This is a genomic window from Rhizobium sp. LjRoot254, from assembly GCF_964254105.1.
GTDB lineage: Bacteria > Pseudomonadota > Alphaproteobacteria > Rhizobiales > Rhizobiaceae > Rhizobium_E.
This window is the reverse complement of record NZ_CAXUSM020000001.1, coordinates 2,141,886-2,164,630: the sequence shown is the minus strand read 5'-3', so window position 1 is coordinate 2,164,630 and position 22,745 is coordinate 2,141,886. Positions and strand designations below refer to the sequence as shown.

Annotated in this window: 18 protein-coding genes; 3 read left to right on the top strand and 15 right to left on the bottom strand. The window is 60.2% G+C overall.

What is annotated here, in order from left to right; translation table 11 throughout:
- Positions 1-8: 8 nt before the first annotated feature.
- The 4 genes from ACSQ26_RS10595 to ACSQ26_RS10580 all read right to left on the bottom strand — a co-directional run bounded on the left by ACSQ26_RS10595 (position 9) and on the right by ACSQ26_RS10580 (position 3,115).
- A complete protein-coding gene (locus ACSQ26_RS10595) occupies positions 9-461 on the bottom strand; it encodes a hypothetical protein (RefSeq protein ID WP_436008525.1) in 453 nt (150 codons plus the stop codon).
- A 139-nt stretch (positions 462-600) separates the two neighbouring features.
- Entirely contained in the window at positions 601-1,602 is a 1,002-nt protein-coding gene (locus tag ACSQ26_RS10590) for an IS30 family transposase (RefSeq protein WP_436008523.1), read from the bottom strand.
- Between the two features lie 130 nt (positions 1,603-1,732).
- The gene (locus tag ACSQ26_RS10585; RefSeq protein ID WP_436008521.1) at positions 1,733-2,398 is read right to left on the bottom strand and encodes a DUF2161 domain-containing phosphodiesterase; all 666 of its coding nucleotides are present in this window, start codon (positions 2,396-2,398) and stop codon (positions 1,733-1,735) included.
- A 111-nt stretch (positions 2,399-2,509) separates the two neighbouring features.
- A complete protein-coding gene (locus tag ACSQ26_RS10580; protein ID WP_436008519.1) occupies positions 2,510-3,115 on the bottom strand; it encodes an invasion associated locus B family protein in 606 nt (201 codons plus the stop codon).
- 263 nt (positions 3,116-3,378) lie between these two features.
- Between ACSQ26_RS10580 and ACSQ26_RS10575 the strand changes: the two genes are divergently transcribed.
- Both ACSQ26_RS10575 and ACSQ26_RS10570 read left to right on the top strand, forming a co-directional pair.
- Complete coding sequence (locus tag ACSQ26_RS10575) at positions 3,379-5,193, top strand: extracellular solute-binding protein (protein WP_436008517.1); 1,815 nt, start codon at positions 3,379-3,381, stop codon at positions 5,191-5,193.
- Between the two features lies 1 nt (position 5,194).
- Positions 5,195-5,851, top strand: coding sequence for a DsbA family oxidoreductase (locus ACSQ26_RS10570; RefSeq protein ID WP_436008515.1), 657 nt, complete (start codon positions 5,195-5,197; stop codon positions 5,849-5,851).
- Here ACSQ26_RS10570 and mfd read toward each other — a convergent pair.
- Together mfd and ACSQ26_RS10560 are read right to left on the bottom strand one after the other, a co-directional pair.
- The gene (mfd, locus tag ACSQ26_RS10565; protein ID WP_436008513.1) at positions 5,848-9,348 is read right to left on the bottom strand and encodes a transcription-repair coupling factor; all 3,501 of its coding nucleotides are present in this window, start codon (positions 9,346-9,348) and stop codon (positions 5,848-5,850) included. The genes ACSQ26_RS10570 and mfd overlap by 4 nt on opposite strands.
- Positions 9,345-9,653, bottom strand: coding sequence for a succinate dehydrogenase assembly factor 2 (locus tag ACSQ26_RS10560; protein ID WP_436008511.1), 309 nt, complete (start codon positions 9,651-9,653; stop codon positions 9,345-9,347). Before ACSQ26_RS10560 ends, mfd begins: the two co-directional genes overlap by 4 nt.
- Before the next feature lie 94 nt (positions 9,654-9,747).
- Here ACSQ26_RS10560 and recG point away from each other — a divergent pair, with 94 nt between their 5' ends.
- Positions 9,748-11,853, top strand: coding sequence for an ATP-dependent DNA helicase RecG (gene recG, locus ACSQ26_RS10555; protein ID WP_436008509.1), 2,106 nt, complete (start codon positions 9,748-9,750; stop codon positions 11,851-11,853).
- Here the strand turns inward: recG and ACSQ26_RS10550 are convergent.
- The 9 genes from ACSQ26_RS10550 to ytfQ all read right to left on the bottom strand — a co-directional run bounded on the left by ACSQ26_RS10550 (position 11,850) and on the right by ytfQ (position 22,714).
- Positions 11,850-12,533 carry a DUF502 domain-containing protein gene (locus ACSQ26_RS10550; RefSeq protein WP_436008507.1) on the bottom strand — a complete coding sequence of 228 codons (684 nt, stop codon included), beginning with the start codon at positions 12,531-12,533 and terminating at the stop codon, positions 11,850-11,852. The genes recG and ACSQ26_RS10550 overlap by 4 nt on opposite strands.
- Positions 12,534-12,601: 68 nt before the next feature.
- Positions 12,602-14,425, bottom strand: a complete 1,824-nt coding sequence (gene glmS, locus ACSQ26_RS10545; protein ID WP_436008505.1) for a glutamine--fructose-6-phosphate transaminase (isomerizing) — start codon at positions 14,423-14,425, stop codon at positions 12,602-12,604.
- A gap of 98 nt (positions 14,426-14,523) precedes the next feature.
- Positions 14,524-15,882, bottom strand: a complete 1,359-nt coding sequence (glmU, locus tag ACSQ26_RS10540) for a bifunctional UDP-N-acetylglucosamine diphosphorylase/glucosamine-1-phosphate N-acetyltransferase GlmU (protein ID WP_436008503.1) — start codon at positions 15,880-15,882, stop codon at positions 14,524-14,526.
- Between the two features lie 58 nt (positions 15,883-15,940).
- Positions 15,941-17,251, bottom strand: a complete 1,311-nt coding sequence (locus ACSQ26_RS10535; protein ID WP_436008501.1) for a hemolysin family protein — start codon at positions 17,249-17,251, stop codon at positions 15,941-15,943.
- A gap of 120 nt (positions 17,252-17,371) precedes the next feature.
- The gene (locus ACSQ26_RS10530) at positions 17,372-18,106 is read right to left on the bottom strand and encodes a FadR/GntR family transcriptional regulator (RefSeq protein WP_436008499.1); all 735 of its coding nucleotides are present in this window, start codon (positions 18,104-18,106) and stop codon (positions 17,372-17,374) included.
- 16 nt (positions 18,107-18,122) lie between these two features.
- Positions 18,123-19,088 carry a galactofuranose ABC transporter, permease protein YjfF gene (gene yjfF / locus ACSQ26_RS10525; RefSeq protein ID WP_436015199.1) on the bottom strand — a complete coding sequence of 322 codons (966 nt, stop codon included), beginning with the start codon at positions 19,086-19,088 and terminating at the stop codon, positions 18,123-18,125.
- Positions 19,088-20,110 carry an ABC transporter permease gene (locus tag ACSQ26_RS10520; protein ID WP_436008497.1) on the bottom strand — a complete coding sequence of 341 codons (1,023 nt, stop codon included), beginning with the start codon at positions 20,108-20,110 and terminating at the stop codon, positions 19,088-19,090. The genes yjfF and ACSQ26_RS10520 overlap by 1 nt, the downstream gene beginning before the upstream one ends.
- Entirely contained in the window at positions 20,107-21,630 is a 1,524-nt protein-coding gene (gene ytfR, locus ACSQ26_RS10515) for a galactofuranose ABC transporter, ATP-binding protein YtfR (protein ID WP_436008495.1), read from the bottom strand. The genes ACSQ26_RS10520 and ytfR overlap by 4 nt, the downstream gene beginning before the upstream one ends.
- Before the next feature lie 118 nt (positions 21,631-21,748).
- Complete coding sequence (gene ytfQ / locus ACSQ26_RS10510) at positions 21,749-22,714, bottom strand: galactofuranose ABC transporter, galactofuranose-binding protein YtfQ (protein ID WP_436008493.1); 966 nt, start codon at positions 22,712-22,714, stop codon at positions 21,749-21,751.
- Positions 22,715-22,745 lie beyond the last annotated feature (31 nt).

Sequence of the window (22,745 nt, the reverse complement as noted above, 5' to 3'; positions counted from 1 at the left end):
GCGAACAATCAGGCCTGAAAAAAGCTGAGCTGATAGTCTTCGAACTCCTCTCGATTTTCCGGCTGTGCAAACTCGACAACGAATCTACGATCAGGAAATTGCCACGCCAGCTTGGCTGAATAGATTTCGCACAGCCGTTCGCCCAGGATGATCAACTTATCGGCCGCAATATCGGAACAAGCGTCGTGCTGAAGGTCAGCGATGTGAAGATGATTCATCACGCTTTCGATGGACTGACGGGTTGCTTCAGGATCTCGTTCGAAGGAACGCAGGCCTTCCAGACCGAAACCCTCCATGAGAACGTATTTTTCGAACGCTACGAAGCGCGGCCAGAATATCTCGGAATAGCCGACAGCGAGTGAGAAATTTCCGCTGCAGGCTGTCCAGTCCGAAAGGTCGATCCCTCGATCGTCATTCCAATTCGCCAGCTCCGATTTCATACTTTCAGGAATGTCAGTCATAGCTACTCCTTGGCGTAGAACTGGCGGTGATGAGGACGAGGCGAGGGCTGTTGTGTTCCTGGCTGCCCAACTGTCGCATTACTAAATAGCCGTGGAGAAGCTAACCCAAGTGCGTCATGCCGGTTATCAGGGTAGGTGATCAACCACTTTCGCGCAAATGAGCCGTAAACACCTCAGTCGGCGTCTTGTATCCGAGGCACTTTCGCGGTTGATCGTTGATATGGCGCGTGAGGTGGAGAAGGTCGTGCTGCGACACAACTGCCAAGTCGGTGGTGCCTGGCAGGAAACGTCGAATGCGCTTGTTGGTGTTCTCGACGGTTCCTTTTTGCCAAGGCGCACTCGGGTCGCAAAACCAACTGCACGCGCCGATCCCTTCTTCCAAAGCCCTGAATCCGGCAAACTCGGTACCGCGATCAAAGGTGAAGCTTTGACGCGCGAAGGCCGGCAAGGGAGAAAACGCTCTAATGATCTTGTCCATGATCGGCCGCGAGTGCCGGCTCGGATTCTTGATGAGAACGGTATAGCGGCTCTTGCGCTCGACGAGGGAGGTGACATTCGCATGGCCAAGTGGACGTTCGAAGATCAGGAGGTCGCCCTCCCAATGCCCAAACTGCGATCTATCTCCAATAAAATCAGGCCGTTGGGATATACGGTGCGTGGCTGGAAACGCACCGTCCCGCGGCTTCCTTGAGCGCAGTGGACGACGTTTGCGGCGTGCTTCCGGTAGATACTGATAAAGACCAAGCCCATAATCTTCCTTGCTGTAGATGAAGCGATAGATTGTCTCCTTGCAAACCCGAACACGACTGAGATCATCCGACAGCAGCCGCCCGGCAATCTGTTCGGGAGACCAGTGGGCCTCCAACTGATTGATGATCTCTGTTCGCAAATTAGGGTGACGCCGTAGCTTTTTCAGCCGGCGACGTCGGTCCTGCGCGATGTCGTTCGCAACCGTGCTGTAGTAGCCGTCGTAGTCCGGTAGTTCACGATCACGAAACGTGTTGCGTTTGATCTCGCGGTAAATCGTCGAACGATGACGGCCAAGCTGGCGGGCCATCTCGTTTACCGGAGCTTTCGCTGCCACCAGGTGATGCAGGCGTCGGCGGTCGGCGAGGGTGATCTGCGTATAGCATCGGGACATGCCAAAATCTCCAAAGTGAAGCCATTGAAATTACTGGCATGTCGCACTTGGAAATAGAATGTACCCATCTACAAACAAAGATCGCATAAGATAGATTATGGAACTGAGGCTTAGATATTGATATGCCTGATCATTCCGCGGCGTCTCGAACCAGTGGCCAGCGAATGATTGCTTGATGGCCGGTTTCGGTCAGTTGGTAGACGCCCTTGCCCATACGTTCGAACCAGCCGTAGACATTGCTCAGCATGATCTTGCCGGCGTCCGGCGCCAGCGCTTTGATATCCCTTGGCCGGAGCGGTCCGTGCTTCAAGGCATCCGCACAAATCAGTGCCTGCTGGCGGTACGCCGTCATGATTGGCGCCTTTGAGCCGCCGCCGGCCGTCGGGTCACCGCGGCGTGTTCGGTGCTCGCGGACCAGCCTGGTTTTCCGTTTTGGATTGGTCCTCGGCATCGGCGATACCGAACTGACGATGACGCTGACATCGCCGAGATCGGACACGCCCAGCATGCCGATGCCCAGTCGGCGGCAGAGATCGCGGTAGCGTTTGTCGCTCTCGCGGCCTTTGCCTCTGGCCGATACCCTGGCGGCGATCCAGACTTCGTCGGAAATCGAGGCGCGATCGACGGCTTGCAGGATCAGGTCGAGATTGAACGTCTTCTTCAGTTCGCAGATCACCACCACGGGTGAATCCGCATCGCTCAGCCCGACCAGGTCGCAATGGCCGATCTCGCCCTTGACCTCGTAGCCCGCAGCCTGGAGGAATTTCTTGACCGGCAGATAAAGCGAAGTTTCCATTGGTGCCGTTGCGAGCCAGAATCGATTGTCCCAGCCTACCAAGCGCATGCCGGAATCACAAAGCCCGGGAATTGCGTCCCGGGCTTTGCAAATGGTCTGACGGAAGATTGATTACTGCGCCTTGGCAGCGTTCTGTGCGTCTTCAAGCTTCTTGCGGGCTTCCTCTGCCTTTTTCTGCATTTCTTCCTGCAGCAGGCGCTGGCGCTCTTCAAGCTTGGACTGTTCCATCGCCGGGCCATCGAAAATCCCGGTAAAGCCCTGAAGCGACATCTTGATCGGGTTCGGGGCGCGCTGGAAATTGATCGAGGTGAAGACGACTTCCTTGCCCTTCTTCAGGTTGGCGATCATGCCATCCGTCACCGGCATTTCGGTGATGCAGAGGTCGGGCATGCAGACGGCGTATTCGAGCTTCGAGCCCTTGCCGCCATCGATCTGCATCAGGAGGCCGGGCGGGATAAGACGCGCCGACGGGACCGAGACCTGCATGAACTTGCGATTGACCTTGCCCTTGACTTCGATGATCGCGACTGCGGTGATCAGCTGTCCGGTATTGGCGGTCATGATGTTGCGCACCGAGCAGACTTCGTTGCCGTCCTGCTTGTCGCAGACCTTGAACCAGCCCTGCGGCTGCTGCTGGGCGTTTGCCGTCATCGGTGCAGCGAGTGCCGCGGAAGCGAAAGTCAACGCGGCAATGGCGGTCTTGAAATTCAAGCTCATAATGTTTTCCCGTTTCGTGAACCCGTGGGCCGGCCGCATGGTCTGGCCGCCCGAAACCTGCGCCCTCCTGACGGTCAAATGAGGCAAATACATGACCCGGAGGCGTAATGGAAGCACCTGTTACATCGGCGTTTGAAATATATCCAGCCTTTCCGAGCCTTCCCGGCGATGATTTTCATAATTTCCCGCCAGCCGTTGGATATATGGACCACAGTTGATAGATTCAGGCACGCTGAATCGGCTCCCAACCCAAGGAATTGCCTGTGCTAAGACTGCTTTGCGCCCTCTTTCCGATCCTGCTTGCCGCAAGTCTCGCCGGCGCGGAACCGTTGCACGGGATTTCCATGCATGGGACCCCTGCCCTCGCACCCGATTTCAAGCACTTTCCTTACGTCAATCCCGATGTGAAGAAGGGCGGCAGGATTTCCTACGGCGTCGTGGGCACGTTCGATTCTCTCAATCCTTTCATCATTAAGGGCTTTCGTACGACAGCTCGTGGCATGTGGGATCCGGAATACGGAAATTTCGTCATCGAGCCGCTGATGATGCGCTCGAAAAACGAGCCGTTTACGATGTATGGCCTGATCGCCGAGACCGCGGAATGGGACGATGCGAGGACCTATATCCAGTTCAACCTCAATCCGAAGGCGCATTGGTCGGATGGCAAACCGATCACGGCTGAGGACGTCATGTTTTCCTTCGAGCTCATGCGTGACAAGGGCCGACCCGTGTTCGCCAATCGCATGAAGCTGGTCGACAAGATGGAGAAAGTGGGCGAGCGCTCCATCAAGTTCACCTTCAAAAAGGAAGCAGACCGGGAATTCCCGCTGCTTCTCGCACTTTCGCCGATTTTCCCCAAACATGCCACCAAGGTCGAGGGCTTCGACCAGACGTCACTGACGCCGCCAGTCGGTTCTGGACCTTATCTGGTCAAGCAGGTCAAGCCGGGCGAGAAGATCGTCTACAAGCGCGATCCAAATTATTGGGGCAAGGACCTGCCCAGCAAGATCGGCTTGGATAACTATGATGAAGTCTCGGTGGAATATTTCTTCCAAGAGAACTCGCTCTTCGAAGCCTTCAAGAAAGGTGAGATCGACATCTACCCCGAGGGCTCTCCGGCCAGGTGGAAGCGCAGCTATGATTTTCCTGCGGTGGCGTCCGGCGACGTGATCAAGGACGTCTTTGTCCCGAAATTGCCCGCCAACATGTACGGCATGGTCTTCAACAGTCGCCGTCAGGTCTTTGCCGATCAGAAGGTGCGCAAAGCGCTAGTGCTCGCCTTCGACTTCGAGTGGCTAAACAAGAATCTGTTCGAGAATTCCTATGCCAGGACCCAGAGCTTCTGGCAGAATTCGACGCTTTCGAGCTTCGAGGTAAAGGCAAGCCCACTGGAATTGGAGTATCTCGGCGATGCCGCGGGCAAGCTGCCGGCGGAAATCCTCGCTGGAACGTACAAGCTCCCGATCACCGACGGTTCAGGCCGAGATCGCAAAGTGCTCAAGCAGGCCTTCGATCTTTTCAAGCAGGCCGGCTACCGGATCGACGGCAACAGGATGGTTGGCGCCGACGGCGCGCCTCTCAGCTTCGAAATCATGACCCAGAATCTCGAGCAGGAGAAGATCGCACTTGCCTATCAGCGGAACCTCTCCGCCCTCGGCATCGCTGTGCGGATACGGACGGTGGACGATGCGCAATACCAGGCACGCAGCTCGTCCTTCGATTTCGACATGATCATGAAGACGTTTGCGGCATCGCTCTCGCCTGGCCTCGAGCAGAAGAACCGCTGGGGCTCCCAGTCCCGGGAGGTCGAGGGCAGCGAAAACTTCGCCGGGGTGGCAAGCCCCGCCATCGATGGCATGATTCAACGAATCCTTGCGGCGAAAACCCAGGACGAATTCCAGGCTGCCGTCCGCGCCTACGACCGCCTTCTCATTTCTGGCTACTACCTCGTGCCGCTGTATCACAAACGTGAACAGTGGGTTGCGCGACTGAAGCATGTCGGTCATCCCGAAACTCTGCCATTATACGGCGTCTACCTGCCCTCGTGGTGGGACGAGCGCGCGCAACAGGATCAATAAAGTGCAGCATATTCAAATAGATATCATATCCGACGTGGTTTGCCCCTGGTGCTATCTCGGGCAAAAACGCCTTGCTCTGGCGCTTGAAGAGGTCAAGGATTCCGTGGCCGCGGATATAGCGTGGAAACCCTATCAGCTGGAGCCCAACGCGCCACCCGAAGGCTTCAACACCTTCGACTATCTCGCCAAGAAGATCGGTGGGCCGGAGCGCGTGAGGCAATCACATGAAATGCTGAAAGGCCTCGGCGCCGAGATCGGTCTGCCCTTTGCGCTCGAACGCGCCGGGATTCTGCCAAACACGCTGGATGCACACCGCCTTCTCCATTGGGCCGGCAAGATCGGTCCGGAGATCCAGGACAAGGTCGCACATGCGCTGTTCACCGCGAATTTCGTCGAGGGCAGGAATGTCGGCGATGACGCGGTGCTGGCGGATATCGCTGAGGCGTGCGGTATGGATCGTGCCGAAGTTGAAAGACTTCTGTCGACGGATACGGATCGCGATACAATCAAAACCGAGATCGCCAATGCTCAACGCATGGGCGTCTCCGGCGTGCCCTTCTTCGTCATCGACGGGAAGTACGCGATCACGGGAGCGCAGGGCGTCGATGTGTTTGCCAATGCGCTCAGGCAGATTGCGGAGATGAAGGCGAAGGCTTAAGCCGCCCTCTGCGCGATTCCCGCCATCTGCGTCATCACCTGTGCCGCCGCCGTCAGGCGTTTTCCCGGGCCCGCCAGATCGCGCGCCAGGAAGACGCTGTGGTCGGGGCGGATCTTCGCCAGCGTGCCTTGCCGCGAGATATAATCCACCAGACCCGCCGGATTGGGGAATTCGCGGCCGCGGAACTGCATGACGATGCCCTTCGGTCCCGCTTCCAGCTTCTCGACATTGGCCGTGCGGCAGAGCGACTTGATATAGACGACCTTGAGCAGGCTTTCGACTTCGACGGGCATCGGCCCGAAGCGGTCGATGAGTTCGGCGCCGAAACCGTCGATTTCCTGCAGTTCCTTGAGTTCACCGAGGCGGCGATAGAGCGACATGCGGAGATTGAGGTCCGGCACATATTGCTCTGGAATCATGACGGCCGCGCCGACCTGAATCTGCGGCGACCAGCCGGAATCGGAGATTTCCTCGTCGCCCTTGATCTCCATCACCGCCTCTTCCAGCATCTGCTGGTAGAGCTCGAAGCCGACTTCCTTGATGTGGCCGGATTGCTCCTCGCCAAGCAAATTGCCGGCGCCGCGCAGGTCGAGGTCATGGCTGGCGAGCTGGAAGCCGGCGCCGAGCGAATCCAGCGACTGCAGTACCTTGAGCCGTTTGTCGGCGGTCGACGTCAGCAGGCGGTTGACCGGCAGCGTGAATAGGGCAAAGGCACGCACCTTGGAGCGCCCTACCCGGCCACGGATCTGGTAAAGCTGCGCCAGGCCGAACATATCCGCGCGGTGGACGATCAGCGTGTTGGCGGTCGGGACGTCGAGGCCGGATTCGACGATCGTGGTCGACAGTAGCACATCGTACTGGCCGTCGTAGAAGGCGTTCATGATGTCGTCGAGTTCGCCGGGCGGCATCTGACCGTGCGCGACGGCAACCTTGAGTTCCGGCACCGACTGCTTGAGGAACATATGGATTTCGTCGAGATCGGCGATGCGCGGGCAGACATAGAAGCTCTGGCCGCCGCGATAGTGCTCGCGCATCAGCGTCTCGCGGATCACCAGCGGATCGAACGGTGAGATGAAGGTGCGCACCGCCATGCGGTCGACCGGCGGCGTGGTGATCAGCGATAGTTCGCGCACGCCAGTTAGGGCAAGTTGCAGCGTGCGCGGGATCGGCGTCGCAGAGAGCGTCAGCACATGGACGTCGGATTTGAGTTCCTTCAGCCGCTCCTTGTGCTTGACGCCGAAATGCTGCTCTTCATCGATGATCAGCAGGCCGAGATTGGCGAATTTGACGCCGGTGCCCAACAGCGCGTGGGTGCCGACGACGACATCGACCTTGCCATCCGCAGCTGCCTTCTTGGTTTCGTTGAGTTCCTTGGCACCCACAAGCCGCGAGGCCTGCCGCACCTTGATCGGGAAGCCGCGCAGGCGTTCGGTGAAGGTCTTGTAGTGCTGGCGCGCGAGAAGCGTCGTCGGCACCACGACGGCGACCTGGCCGCCATTCATCGCGGTGATGAAGGCCGCGCGTAGTGCTACTTCCGTCTTGCCGAAGCCGACATCGCCGCAGATCAGGCGGTCCATCGGCTTGCCGGCGGCAAGATCGTCCTTCACCGCATCGATCGCGTTGGCCTGGTCGTCGGTCTCGTCATAGGGGAAGCGGGCGGCGAATTCATCATAGAGCCCCTCGGGCGCGGCCAGCACCGGCGCGTGCCGCATCGTGCGCGCCGCGGCGATCTTGATCAGGCCATCGGCCATGGCAAGCAACTGCTTCTTCAGCTTGGCCTTGCGCGCCTGCCACGCGACGCCGCCGAGCTTGTCGAGCTGGGCTTCGGTCGCTTCCGAGCCGTAGCGCGACAGAAGTTCGATATTTTCAACCGGCAGGAAAAGCTTGTCGCCGCCGGCATATTGCAGTTCGAGACATTCATGCGGCGCGCCGACCGCCTGGATCGTCGTCAGCCCCATGAAGCGGCCGATGCCGTGCTCGGCATGGACGACGATGCTGCCTGCTTCGAGCGAGGTTGCCTCGGAGATGAAATCGGCGGCGCGCTTGCGGCGCTTGGAACGGCGCACCAGCCGGTCGCCGAGAATGTCCTGTTCGCCGATGACGATCAGCCTGCCGGTCTCGAAGCCGCTTTCCAGCGAAAGGATCGCCGAGCCCGCCTCCCCGGCCTTGAGCTTCTGGACCTCGGCGAGGCTCGAAACCGGAACGACTTTCTCAAGCCCGTGTTCGGCCAGCACTTGCAGCAGCCGGTCGAGCGAACCCTCCGACCATCCGGAAACCACGACCTTGTCGCCCTTCGCCCGGTGATCGGCGATATGGCGCACGGCGGCCGAGAAGACGTTGACGCGCTCTTCGGTCTGGTTTTCGACATTCTTCGCCCAGAGCACGCCGGGCCTGGCGTCGATGTTGACGACCTTGCGGGCGTCGCCGTCAGGCTCGTTGAAAGCCGTCATCCGGATCGCGCCGTGCTCGCGCAGCGACAGCATGACCTGCTCGCCCGAGAGATAGAGTTGGTCGGGTGGCACGGGCTTGTAGGGTGCTGCCTGCATCGAGCCCTTCTGCCTGGCCGAGTCCTGACGAGCCTGGTAATAGTCGCCGATCAGCGTGAAGCGCTCGTTGACCGATTCCTGCAGCGTGTTGTCGGTGACCAGCCGGAACCCTTCGAGATAATCGAACAGCGTGTCGAGATGGTCGTAATAGAGCGGCAGCCAGTGCTCCATGCCGGCAAAACGCCGGCCCTCGGAAATCGCCTGGTAAAGCGCGTCATCGCGGGTCGCGGCACCGAACATCGTCAGGTAGTTCTTGCGGAAGCGGCTGATCATATCCGGGTTGAGCGAGACCTCGCTCATCGGATTGACCTCAAACGCTTTCGCGGTACCCGTCGTGCGCTGCGTCGCGGCATCGAAATAGCGGATCGTTTCAAGCGTATCGCCGAAGAAATCGAGCCGCATCGGCTGCTCGGAATCCGGCATGAAAACATCGAGAATGCCGCCGCGCACTGCAAACTCGCCGACCTCTCGCACCGTCGGCGTACGATCGAAGCCGTTACGCTCAAGCTGGGCGGCGATATCCTCCATGCGGATCTGCTGGCCCGCGCGCGCCGAAAACGTCATCGTCGCCATCGCCTCACGCGGCGGCAGTTTCTGCACCAGCGCATTGGCCGTCGTCAGCACGATTGCTGCATGCCGCTTGGCCTGGAACGCCATAAGGCCGGCGAGCGCCGAAAGTCTCCGGGCGGAGACGTCGGTGCCGGGGGACACGCGGTCATACGGCAGGCAGTCCCAGCCCGGCAGCGTCAGGACCGGGATTTCGGGCGCATGGAAGGCCAGCATCTGCTCGATATCGGCCATGTGCTGGCCATCCGACATCACATAGGCGACCGGCTTGCCGCTCTGCGCGAGTTCGGCGAGCACTAGTGCTTCCATGCCCGGCGGTACGCTGCCGAGCGTGAAGCTCTTGTCGTCTGCAAGAATTCTGGCTGCGTTGAAATCGGAAATCATGTGCTGGCGGCATCCGGTCTGAATGCTTCTTCCGGCCGGAAGGCGGTGATGCGGGCAAAAAGCGGGGTGTCGAGGTGTTCCGGCAAGGCCTTCTCGCCGGAGATCCATTTGAAGAGATCGTTGTCATCCTCGGTCAGGATCGCCTCGAACTCGTCGAGGTCGGCTGCAGAGATATGGCGAAGTTCGTTATCGGCAAACTGGCCGAAGATCAGGTCCATCTCGCGGATGCCGCGATGCCAGGCGCGAAAGAGAATGCGTCGCCGGCGCGGGTCGAGTTCGGCGCTGGTTCTTGCTGTGCCGGTCATGCGGTTCTTTCCATTCTCGTTCGGCGCTCTCTATATCCTCTGAAAACCGGCTTGTCAGCCTTGCCAATCAACGTTCCAACTGGGAAAAAAGCCCATGCGCCCTTCCCTGCTCGATCCGCTATTCGCATCACTGTCCTCGCTGCCCGGTATCGGGGCGAAGATGGGCGAGCTTTATGCCCGCCTGCTCGGCCGCGAGTCGATCGAGGATTGCCGGATCATCGACCTGATCTTCCATGCGCCGTCGGCCGTGATCGACCGGCGCAAGCAGCCGGGAATCGCCTATGCGCCACAGGGTTCGATCGTCACGGTTACAGCGCGTGTCGATCGCCACCAGCCGCCGCCGCGCGGCAATGCCAATGTACCTTATCGCGTATTCCTGCAGGATGACACGGGAGAGATGGCGCTGGTCTTCTTCCGCGCCAAGGGCAACTGGCTCGAAAAATCCTTGCCGATCGATGAGACCGTCATGGTCAGCGGCAAGGTGGACTGGTTCAACGGCCGTGTCTCGATGGTGCATCCCGATCATGTGGCGCGACTGTCGGAAGGCCAGAGCCTGCCGCTGATCGAGCCGGTCTATCCGCTTACATCAGGGCTGTCGCCGAAGATTCTGTATAAGACGATCGAGGCGGCAGTCGAGCGCGTGCCCGACTTGCCGGAATGGATCGATGATTCCCTGATCAAGCAGCAGGGCTTTCCGCAGACCGCCGAAGCGCTGAAGCAACTGCATCATCCACGCGACGAAAAGGATATCGATCCGCAATGCCCGACCCGGCGCCGGCTTGCCTATGATGAATTTCTCGCCGGGCAGATTTCGCTGGCACTGGTGCGTTCCCGGCTGCGCAAGGTCCCTGGCGTACCGGTGCGCCCCACGGGCGTGTTGGCGAAGCAGGTGACAGACGCCCTGCCCTTCTCGCTGACATCCAGCCAATCCGCGGCAATTGCCGATATCCTGGCGGACATGGCTGGCGAAGACCGCATGCTGAGACTTCTGCAAGGCGATGTCGGCTCGGGCAAAACAGTCGTGGCGCTGATGGCGATGATGGCGGTCGTGGAGGCCGGCGGCCAGGCCGTGTTGATGGCGCCGACCGAGATTCTCGCCCGCCAGCATCTTGCCACCCTTAGCCAGATGGCGCGAAACACGGGTGTCGAGATCGATATCCTCACCGGGCGTACCAAGGGCCGCGAGCGCGACGAGATCCTCGAACGCATCGCGGACGGCAGGGCGCAGATCCTTATCGGCACGCACGCGCTGTTCCAGGACAGTGTCAATTACCACAATCTGCAGCTTGCCGTGGTCGATGAACAGCACCGCTTTGGCGTCCATCAGCGACTGCGGCTCACCTCCAAGGGCCTGTCGCCGCATATGCTGGTGATGACCGCGACACCGATACCGAGAACACTGGTGCTCGCGGCCTTCGGCGACATGGATGTCTCCAAGCTCACGGAAAAGCCTGCGGGCCGCAAGCCGATCCAGACGGTGATTGTGCCCGGCGAGCGTCTTGATGAGATCGTCCACCGGCTCCAGACCGCCGTCGCCGAGGGACGCAAGGTCTACTGGATCTGCCCGCTGGTCGAGGAGACCGAAGAGAGCAACCTGATGTCGGTCGAGGAGCGCCACGCCGTGCTCTCCCAGTTCTTCGGCAGGCAGGTCGCGCTCATTCACGGCCGGATGAGTGGACCCGAGAAGGACGCCGTCATGGCCGGCTTCAAGAGTGGCGAGACGCGGCTGCTGGTCGCCACGACCGTGATCGAGGTGGGCGTCGATGTTCCGGACGCCACAATCATGGTGATCGAGCACGCCGAGCGCTTCGGGCTTGCCCAGCTTCACCAACTCCGCGGCCGTGTCGGTCGCGGCAGCGAGGCGTCGAGTTGCATCCTGCTCTATTCAGGAAAACTCAGCCAGAATGCCGAGGCGCGGCTGAAGATCATGCGCGAGACCGAGGATGGCTTCCTGATCGCAGAGGAAGACTTGCGGTTGCGCGGCGAAGGCGAGTTGCTCGGCACCAAGCAATCCGGGACGCCAGGCTTCGCCATTGCCAGTCTGGAGGCGCATGGTGATCTTCTGGAGATCGCTCGCAAGGATTCACATTACCTGCTCGATCGCGATCCGGAACTGCAAAGTCCGCGCGGCGAAGCGATCCGCGTCCTGCTCTATCTCTTCCGGCGCGACGAGGCGATCCGGTTCCTGAAAGCCGGCTAGGCAGCGGAAATCGACGGCGGCGCCGGAATTTGTTTGGGCGACCATTTGGGCGTCACCAGGCCGCCGGAAATCAGCAGCTTGGCGGCGTCCTCGGTGGACATGTCGAGTTGCATGATCTTCTTCTTCTCGACGAAGATCAGGAAGCCGGCCGTCGGCACCGGCGTGGGTGGCAGGAAAACGGCGGCCATTTCCATGCCCCTGTCGCTGAAGCGCGTGGCGATTTCGCCTTGAGCGTCTGTTGCGATGAAAACCAGAGACCACAGCCCCGGCGACGGATACTCGATCATCCCAACCTTCTTGAAGGAATTCGTCCGCTCGCGGAGGACCGTCTCGAAAATCTGCTTGAGACCCTTGTAGATGGAACGCACAAGCGGCATGCGATCCAGCACCGACTCGCCTGCTTCGACAATGGTGCGGCCGATCAGGTTCTTGCCGAGAAATCCGACGATCGTGATCAGGACTACCGCGACCAGGAGCCCGAAACCGGGTACCGCGAATGTCAGATAGTTTTCAGGGCTGTAGCGTGCGGGGATGAGCGGCTTGACCCAGCTGTCGGCCCAGCGGATGAAGGTCCAGGTCAGCCAGATGGTAATGGCGATCGGGGCGCAGATAATGAGCCCGGTCAGGAAGTTGTTTCGCAGCCTGACGCCGAACGACGGCATATGCGGCACTTCGGTCATACGTCGGTCCCATGTTCATCCGCAAAGACTATGAATAGCGTCAGTCTCTTGCGTTGCACAAGAACCTATCATTCAACGGTGACGGATTTTGCCAGATTGCGCGGCTGATCGACGTCGGTGCCCATGAAAACTGCCGTGTGATAGGCAAGCAACTGGATCGGCAGCGTGAAGATCATCGGATGGATGACCTCATCGACCTCTGGCAGCACGATCGTCGCCATGGTGGGAAGATCGGTGGCGGCCGCCCCCTTCTCGTCGGTGATGAAGATGATCCGGCCGCCGCGTGCCGCCACTTCCTGCATGTTCGACACCGTCTTTTCGAAGAACCGGTCATAGGGTGCTATGACGATCACCGGCATGTTCTCGTCGATAAGCGCGATCGGACCGTGCTTCAACTCGCCGGCGGCATAGCCCTCGGCATGGATATACGAAATTTCCTTGAGCTTGAGCGCGCCTTCCATGGCGATCGGAAAGCTGGTGCCGCGGCCGAGGTAGAGCACGTCCTTGAACTTAGAGAGGTCGCGAGCGAGCGTCTCGATCTGGGGTTGGATCGTATTCAGCACCTTGGCCATGACGCGCGGCATCTCGGCGAGATGCTTGACGATCTGTTTTTCGGCGGCGGCGGTCAGCGTGCCGCGAGCCCTGCCCGCCTGGATCGCCAGCGACGCCAGCACTGTCAGCTGGCAGGTGAAGGCCTTGGTCGAGGCGACGCCGATCTCGGGGCCAGCCAGGATCGGGAACACGACATCGGATTCGCGCGCAATCGTCGATTCACGGACATTGACGACGGCGCCGATCTTCAAACCCGCCTCGCGGCAATAGTGCAGTGAAGCCAGCGTATCGGCCGTCTCGCCCGATTGGGAGATGAACAGCGCAGCGGAGTTCGGGTTCAGCGGGATTTCCCGGTAGCGGAATTCGGAGGCGACATCGATCTCGACCGGCAGCCGCGCATAACGCTCGAACCAGTATTTCCCCGTGAGGCCCGCCAGATAGGCAGTGCCACAGGCAGAGATAGCTAGGCTGGAAATATTGGCGAAATCGATGCCGTCGACCGGCTTGATGCGGCTTTCGGCGAAATCGATATAGTGACCCAGCGTGTGCGAGATCGATTCCGGCTGTTCATGGATCTCCTTTTCCATGAAATGCCGGTGATTGCCCTTGTCGATCATGAAGGAGGTGGCGGTCGATTGCTGGCGCTGCCGTTTGACCGGCGTGCCGTCGACATCGAAAATCTCGGCCGAACCAACGGTGATCACGGCCCAGTCGCCGTCATTGAGGTAGGAAATCTGGTTGGTAAAAGGTGCCAGCGCAATCGCGTCGGAACCCAGGAACATCTCGTCCTTGCCATAGCCGATCGCCAATGGCGGACCGGAACGGGAGGCGTAGATCTTGCCCGGCTCGTCCCGGAACAGGATCGCCAGTGCATAAGCGCCGGTGACCCGCTTCAACATTGCCTCAACCGCGCCGCGGGGCGTCTTGCCATTGCGAAGATGCTTGGCAAGCAGCTGCGCCACCACTTCCGTGTCGGTCTGGGTGTTGAAGGTCACGCCTTCTAGAGCGAGTTCGTGCTTGATCTCGGCAAAATTCTCGATGATGCCGTTATGGACGACGGAAACGCCATCGGTGAAATGCGGATGCGCATTGGCTTCGGTCGGCGCGCCATGCGTGGCCCAGCGGGTGTGTGCGATGCCGGAATTGCCGTCGAGAGGCTGGTCGGCGAGCCTGCGCTCCAGGTTGACCAGTTTGCCTTCGGCGCGGCGGCGATCGAGCTGGCCGTCGTGAACGGTTGCAACGCCGGCGGAGTCATAGCCCCGGTATTCGAGCCGCTTGAGCGCATCGACTAGTCTAGGAGCGACTGAATGATTCCCGACGATGCCGACAATGCCGCACATGCAACGACCCCCGAAATTTCCGATAGTTTGCGTCTTACCCGAATTATGCCGCATCGCAACGCATGCGCCATCACTTTCGGTTGCTTGCGTTAACGCCGCTAGGTTTTCTTCTTCGATTCCTTCAGCGCCCTGTTGCGCGCCGCTATCTCCGTGCCATAGCCGAGCTTATTCGTCTGGCGGGCACGCCCAAAGGCTGCGGCTCCGGCGGGCACGTCTTCGGTAATGACGCTGCCAGATGCGGTCAGCGCGCCTTCTCCAATGTTCACCGGCGCCACCAGCGAGGAGTTGGAGCCGATAAACGCTTCGGCGCCGATGACGGTGTCGAACTTGTTGAAGCCGTCGTAATTGCAGGTCACAGTGCCGGCGCCGATATTGGCACGCGGCCCGATCGTGGCATCGCCGATATAGGTGAGATGGCTGACCTTGGCGCCTTCCCCGATCTCGGCCTTCTTGATCTCGACGAAATTGCCGACCTTGGCATTCGCATGCAGGTTGGCGCCCGGACGCAGCCGCGCGTACGGGCCGACATTGGCGCCGGAAGCGACATGGGCGCCTTCGAGATGCGAGAACGCATGGATCACAGCGTTGGGCTCCACCACAACACCGGGTCCGAAGACCACGTTCGGCTCGATTATCGTATCCTGGCCGATTTCCGTGTCGTAGGAGAGGAACACCGTCTCCGGCGCGATCATCGTCACGCCCGAAATCATCAGCTCATGGCGCTTCTTGCGCTGCCAGATTGCTTCGAGTTCGGCGAGTTCGGCGCGGTTATTGCAGCCCGCCACTGTATCCAGCGGCGCTTCGACGGTGGCGGCCTTGCCGCCCTCGCCACGCAGGATTTCAATGATATCGGTGAGGTAATACTCGCCCTTGGCATTGTTATTGGTGATTTTCCCCAGCAGCGCCAGCGCCTTGGCGCCGTCGATTGCCATCAGGCCGGAATTGCAGAGCGTCACCTTGCGCTCCTCCGGCGTGGCGTCCTTTTCCTCGCGGATCGCCACAAGCTCGCCATCCGCCTCCAGAAGCCGCCCATAGCCCGTTGGCTTGTCGGCGCGGAATCCGATCACCGCCACGTCGAAGCCTGCACGGACCTTTTCGCGGGCTTCGGCAAGCGGCCCCGGTTCGATCAGCGGCGCGTCGGCATAGGCGACGATGACCTGATCGTAGCCTTTGGCGATCTCGTCCCTCGCGGCAAGCACGGCGTGTCCGGTTCCGAGGCGTTCCTTCTGCTCGTAGGGCGTGACCTTGAGCGAACCGCTGGAGGCGGCGGCAATCACCGGACCGGCGTCGCGGCCGACGACAAGAGCGACATCGGTGACCCCCGTCTTCTCGAGCGCGATCATGACATGGGTGATCATCGGCAGGTTGCCGACGGTGTGCAGCACCTTGGATTTCGTCGATTTCATCCGCGTGCTCTCGCCCGCGGCGAGCACCACCGCAAGAACGCGATCACTCATGCCGATTCTCCCGATTTATTCCGGATTTCGATTATCGCGTGGCGTTCGATTGCGCAACTCACGCGGCGTCGCTGCTCGACTGGCGGGACCTGGCCCGCGCCATGAGGATCTTGTCGATCCGGCGGCCGTCCATATCGATGACCTCGAAGACATAACCGAAGGACTCGAATTTATCGCCCTCGACCGGATTCTTGCGCAGCTGTTGGACGAGGAAGCCGGCGATCGTCTCATAGCCATCATCGGTGCTCAGCTGGTCGAGGCCGAAGGTCAGCTGCATTTCATGAATCGGCGTGCGGCCGTCGATCAGCCAGGAGCCGTCGTCGCGCTCACGGATGGCGATATCCTCGACATCGTCGTAATTCGACGGAAGAATGCCGATCACGGCTTCCAGCAGGTCCGCGGAGGTGACAATGCCCTCTGTCGAACCATATTCGTCGACGATAACAGCCATGTGGATGTTGGAACTCTTGAAGATTTCGAACGCCTTCAGGCAGGTCGTCATCTCGGGGACGCTGGGTATCTCCTCCACATAGTCCTTCATGTGGAAGTTTTTCGGGCTGAGCGAAGCCCGGAGAATGTTCTTCGCCCGCACCGCGCCCACGACGGTATCGTTGTCGCCATCGATCACCGGATAGCGGGAGTGACCTGCCGATTGTACCGCCTCGATGACTTCTTCCCAACTGTCGTTGATATCGATCGCCACCATCTCGGTACGATGGGTCATGATCGATTTGACCGAGCGGTCGGCAAGCGAAATGATCCGGCGGAGCATTTCATGCTCGGACTTCTCGAACACGCCGCTCTCGGCACCTTCCGCCAGCACCGCATGCACCTCGGCCTCGGTGACTTCCTCACCGTCCGAGCCCTTGATGCCGAGCAGCCGCATCAGCACGCGCGCCGACGTTTCGAAGAGGTAGACGACCGGCGCGGTGATCTTCGACAGGATCGACATCGGCAAGGCGACGATCATCGCGATGGCCTCGGCATTGCGCAGCGCCAGTTGCTTGGGGATGAGCTCGCCGATGATCACCGAGAAATAGGTGATGAGGGCTACGACGATCGCGCCCGCCAACGCATGCCCATAGGGTGCGATGACTTGGTAGGCATTGAGTACGGGTCCCAGCTTCTCCGTGATCGAGGCGCCGCCATAGGTACCAGCCAGGATGCCAACCAGCGTAATGCCGACCTGGACCGTCGATAGAAAGTTTCCCGAATCCTCGGCCAGGGCGAGTGCGGCGGCGGCCCGAGTGTTTCCCTGCTTGGCCTTTTGCCGCAGCAACGGCTTGCTTGCGGAGACAATCGCCAGCTCCGACATGGCAAAAAAGGCATTGAGGAGCAGGAGAAAGAAGATGACGATGATTTCGGTCACAGATTGGCAGCCAATTGCAATTGTGCCGTAAACTAAAGGCACGGGCCGCAATCTTCAAGGCGTGGCGCGAAAAAGGCCTGTGTGGTCAGTGCGTTTGCACGGGCCTGCTTGATCGAAAGCTCAACCGAGCACCGAACCGACCCTGTCACGGCCTTCCATGATCACGTTCCGCATCGCCTGCGCCGCCCCTTCCTTGTCGCGCTTTGCAATCGCATCGACGATCAGGCGATGCCTCGCCGCGACCTCGGCGGTCCGGTTCTCGTTGGCCTCGGGCGAACTCAGCTTGAAGATGCCGACGAGGGCCGCCTCGATCAGGCTGCCAACCGTGCGCATGAATGGATTTCTCGATGCTTCGGCGATCGCGAGATGGAATTTAAGGTCGGCGACAGCGAGCGTGGCAGGCGTGTGGGCTGGATTGCCCATCTCGTCAGCGAGTTCGTAGAGCTGCCTGATATCGTCATCATCGGCATTTTCCACCGCCAGGCTCGCGGCGAAAGGCTCGAACGCAAGCCGGATTTCCGTCAGGTGCTGAAGGAATGGCTGATCAACGCCCTTGTGGAAGTACCAGGTCAGGACGTCGCTGTCGAAGAGGTTCCACTGATTCTGCGGCGTTACCTTGGTTCCGATCCGGGCGCGGGGCACGATCAGGCCCTTGGCCGCCAAGGTCTTCATCGCTTCCCGCAAGACCGTGCGCGAAACCCGGAAGCGTTGTGCAAGTTCGAAGTCGCCCGGCAGCGTCATTCCGACGGGATAGTGCCCGGATATGATTTCGCGGCCGAGTTCATCCACCACCTGCGCGTGGCTGGTTCTCGTCTTGCGCCCGGTAAGCGCCGTCTCCAAAACACCCCTGCGCATCGGCTCCGCCTCCCCCTCAGGCATTTCGTTCGATCTTCGAAGCGAGCAATATGCCTTTTTGCATAAGAATGAAGGCAAAGAGCAAGAGACCAATCACAATTTTCGTCCACCAGCTCGAAAGAGTGCCATCGAAAGTGATGTAAGTCTGTATTAGCCCTTGAATGAGAACGCCGATCAGCGTGCCTGCGACGAAACCCGCCCCACCCGTCAACAGTGTGCCGCCGATCACCACCGCTGCGATGGCATCAAGTTCGACGCCGACGGCTGCGAGCGAATATCCGGCCGATGTGTAGAGCGAAAAGACGATGCCTGACAGGCCCGCTAGAAAGCCCGACAGCGCGTAGATCGCGATCGTCGTGCGTGCGACGGGCACACCCATCAGCCGCGCCGTCTGCGTACCGCCGCCCAGCGCATAGACGTTCGTGCCGAACCGGGTGCGATGGGCGATGAAGACTCCAACCAGGAAAACCAGGATCATCAGCCCGCCGATCAGCGTGATGCGGCCACCGCCCGGGAGTTTGAAGTAGAGGGATTTCAAGGTCTTGTAGAACGGATGCACGATCGGGATGGAATCGATCGACAGAACGAAGGACATGCCGCGGGCGAGAAACATGCCGGCAAGCGTGACGATGAATGCCGGCATTTCGAGATAGTGAATGATCGCGCCCATCAGCGCCCCGAAGGCCGTGGTGATCGCCAGGGCAAGCGCGAATGCGAAGAGCGGATGGATCGAGGTGTTCTGCAGGATCACGGCGAGGAAGACGCCGGTAAACGCAATCACCGAACCGATCGAGAGATCGATGCCACCTGAAATGATGACGAAGGTCATGCCGAGCGCGGCAATGCCGAGAAACGCATTGTCGGTCAGCAGGTTGCCGATGACCCGCGTCGACAGGATATTGGGGAACTGCAGATAGCAAAGCGCGTAGGCGATCACGAAGATCAGCGTCGTGGCGATCAGCGGCAGGTATTTCGACTTGATCATGCCTTGCCCTTGTCTGCGCTGGTATCCGAAGGGCTTCGCTTGAAGACGGCGGAGAGGTCACCGATTCGCGGCGACTGGATAATCAGGATCGTCACGATGATCACGGCCTTGATGATGAGATTGTATTCCGGCGGGAAGCCGGAGGTGAGGATGCCGGTGTTCACCGCCTGGATGATCACGGCGCCGAGAAGCGAGCCCAATATGCTGAACCGGCCGCCAAGCAGCGAATTGCCGCCGACCACGACCGCCAGAATCGCATCCAATTCCAGCCACAGCCCGGCATTGTTGGCATCCGCGCCCTTGATATCGGCGGCCACGATGAGACCCGCGATCGCCGCGCAGAGGCCGGCCAGAAGGTAAGCCGTCATCAACAATGCCGTGGTGCGGACGCCCGAGAGCTGGCTTGCCTGCCGGTTGATGCCGATTGCCTCGATCAGCATGCCGAGCGCCGTTCGGCGCACCAGCAGCGTGACCGCGAGCCCGAAGACGACCCAGATCACCACGGGCATGGGCATCAGCAGCGCGCGGCCGCTGCCTATGAACACCAGGCCTTCATCCGTGAAGGTCAGGATCGCACCCTCGGTGATCAACTGCGCTATGCCGCGCCCGGCGACCATCAGCACCAGCGTGGCGATGATCGGCTGGATATTGAGGAACGCGACGAGAAATCCGTTCCACAGGCCGCAGGCAATCCCGACGCCCAGCGCCATGACAACGGCGTAGAACGCCGAATGACCGGCAACGATGGCCGCCGCAGCAGTCGCACCACAGATTGCAACCACCGCGCCGACAGACAGGTCGATGCCCTTGGTGGCGATGACCAGCGTCATGCCGACCGCGACCAGCGCCACCGGTGCGCCACGGTTGAGCACGTCGATGATGCTGCCATAGAGGCGGCCGTTCTGGATCGAGATGTTGAAAAAATCCGGAAACAACAGGACGTTGAGGACAAGCACCACGATCAGCGTGATGATCTGCGGCAAGAGCCGGACCAATATGGGAGGCCAATTCCTGGTCATGCGCGCGCCGCTCCATCGTGAGATTGCGCGATCGAATCTATAATCATATCTGCTGTCATCTGTTCGCCGCTGAGTTCCGCGACATGGTGATGATCGCGCAACACCCTGATGCGCGAGCTATAAGCGGCAAGCTCTTCCAGTTCCGACGAAATGACCGCGAGCGACATGCCCTGGGCGCAGAGTTCGCGTATCAGCTTGATGATCTCGGCATGGGCACCGACGTCGATGCCGCGCGTCGGCTCGTCCAGGATGAGCAGCTTCGGGTCCGTCGCCAGCCAGCGGGCGAGGATTGCCTTTTGCTGATTGCCGCCGGAGAGCAGCTTGATCGGCTTTTCCCGGCCATCGGTGCGGATATCGAGCGCCTTGATATATTTGTCCGCCAATTCGTTCTGCTCGGCACGCGAGATCGGTTTGGCCCAACCGCGCCGGGCCTGCAGCGCCAGCGCTATATTCTCGCGCACCGAGAGGTCGCCGATGATGCCGTCGGTCTTTCTGTCCTCGGGGCAAAAACCGAAACCTTCGGCGATTGCAGCCTGGGGTGACGAGATCGTTGCGGCCTTGCCGTCGATTTCGATCGATCCCTGATCGGCAGGCTTGCGGCCGAACATGACTTCAGCGGTCTCGGTCCGACCCGATCCGAGCAGGCCCGCCAGTCCCACCACTTCGCCCTCGGCGATATCGAGATCGAACGGCTCGATATGTCCCTTGCGTGCAACGCCCTTGAACTTGAATCTCGGTGCCTTGGCTTCCCTGACGGTTGCAATGCCGTGGCTGGTTTCTTCCTTCAGTTCTCGCCCGAGCATCATGGAGACGAGATCCTTGCGCTCGAGCGAGTTGGTATCGCGGGTGCCGACCAGCCTGCCGTTTCGCAGCACCGTGATCCGGTCGGAGATCGCATAGACCTGTTCGAGGAAATGCGTGATGAAGATGATACCCAGCCCACGCCGCTTCAGATCCCTGATGATGCCGAACAACAGTTCGACCTCATGTTTGTCGAGGCTTGCCGTCGGCTCGTCCAGGACGAGCACTTTTCCCGAAAGATCGACCGCCCGGGCGATGGCGATCACCTGCTGCACGGCGACGGAAAAGCTGGAAAGGGCCGCGCCGGGATCGATGTCGAGCCCATATTGCGAGAGCAATGCGCGCGACAACCGGTGCATCTCGAGGGTTCGTGTCAGGCCGAACCGTCGCGGCTGGCGGCCGAGATAGAGATTGTCGGCCACCGAGAGATTGTCGAGGAGATTGACCTCCTGGTAGACGGTGCCGATTCCCAACTTCTGGGCTTCGAACGTGTTGCGCGGGTCGATCGCGACGCCATCGAGGACAACGCTTCCGGTATCGCGGCGATAGGCACCGGTCAGGCATTTGATCAGGGTGGATTTGCCGGCACCGTTTTCGCCGAGCAGCGCGTGCACTTCACCACGGCGGAGCGAGAAATCGACGCCATCCAGCGCTCTTGCGCCGAGAAACTGCTTCGATACGCCGGTCGCGCTCAATATTTCCGTCTGGCCGTCAGGCATCTGCAAGCTCCCCCTGCCTGTCCGCATCCCTGCACATGCGAGCATATAAGGCGGCATGGGCAAAGCAACATCGCCATGCGCCGCAAGGATTTCTCCCTGCGGCGCGCGTGGCAGTCGATCAGTAGCCGAGGCCCTTCTTGAGTTCGTAAACCTTCATCGGGTCTTCCGAAGTCGGGGTGTAGAGCTTGGACTCGGTCTGGATCCACTTCGGCGGCTCCTTCTTGTCCTTCAGGTACGCGTCGAGCGCGTCGAAGGCCGGGCCGGCCATGTTGGGCGTCAGTTCGACGGTGGCATTCGCTTCGCCGGCAGCCATCGCCTTGAAGATATCCGGTACGGCATCGATGGAGACGACGAGGATATCCGTGCCCGGCTTGAGACCGGCTTCCTTGATGGCTTCGATGGCGCCGACGGCCATGTCGTCATTATGGGCGTAAAGCGCACAGATGTTCTTGCCGCCGCCTTCCGCCTTCAGGAAGCTTTCCATGACTTCCTTGCCCTTTGTGCGGGTGAAGTCGCCGGTCTGGCTGCGGATGAGCTTAAGGTTCTTGGCATCGGCGATCGCCTGCTCGAAGCCCTTCTTGCGGTCGATGGCCGGCGAAGAGCCGGTCGTGCCCTGAAGTTCGACGACGTTGCAATCCTTGCCCTTGGTTTCGTCGACCAGCCATTTGCCGGCGACACTGCCTTCGTGCACGAGATCCGACGTGACGGCCGTCAGGTAGAGTCCCTTGTCGCTGTCGACGGTACGGTCGAGGAGGATGACGGGAATCCCGGCGTCCTTGGCTTCGGTGAGAACGTCGTCCCAACCGGTGGCAACAACCGGTGCTACGAAGATCGCATCCACGCCCTGGGCGATGAAGGAGCGGAGCGCCTTGATCTGGTTTTCCTGCTTCTGCTGCGCATCGGCGAACTTGAGGTCGATGCCGCGTTTTTCCGCTTCCTGCTTGGTGACGGTGGTTTCAGCAGCGCGCCAGCCGGACTCGGAACCGATCTGCGAAAAGCCGACCGTTAGGGCGCTGGCTTCCGTCGCCGCAAACATGGTGACAGCAAGCGCCGTTGCACTCGCAAGTGCCTGTACGAATTTCATGAATACCTCCCAATGATGTGCTGCTCTCCCG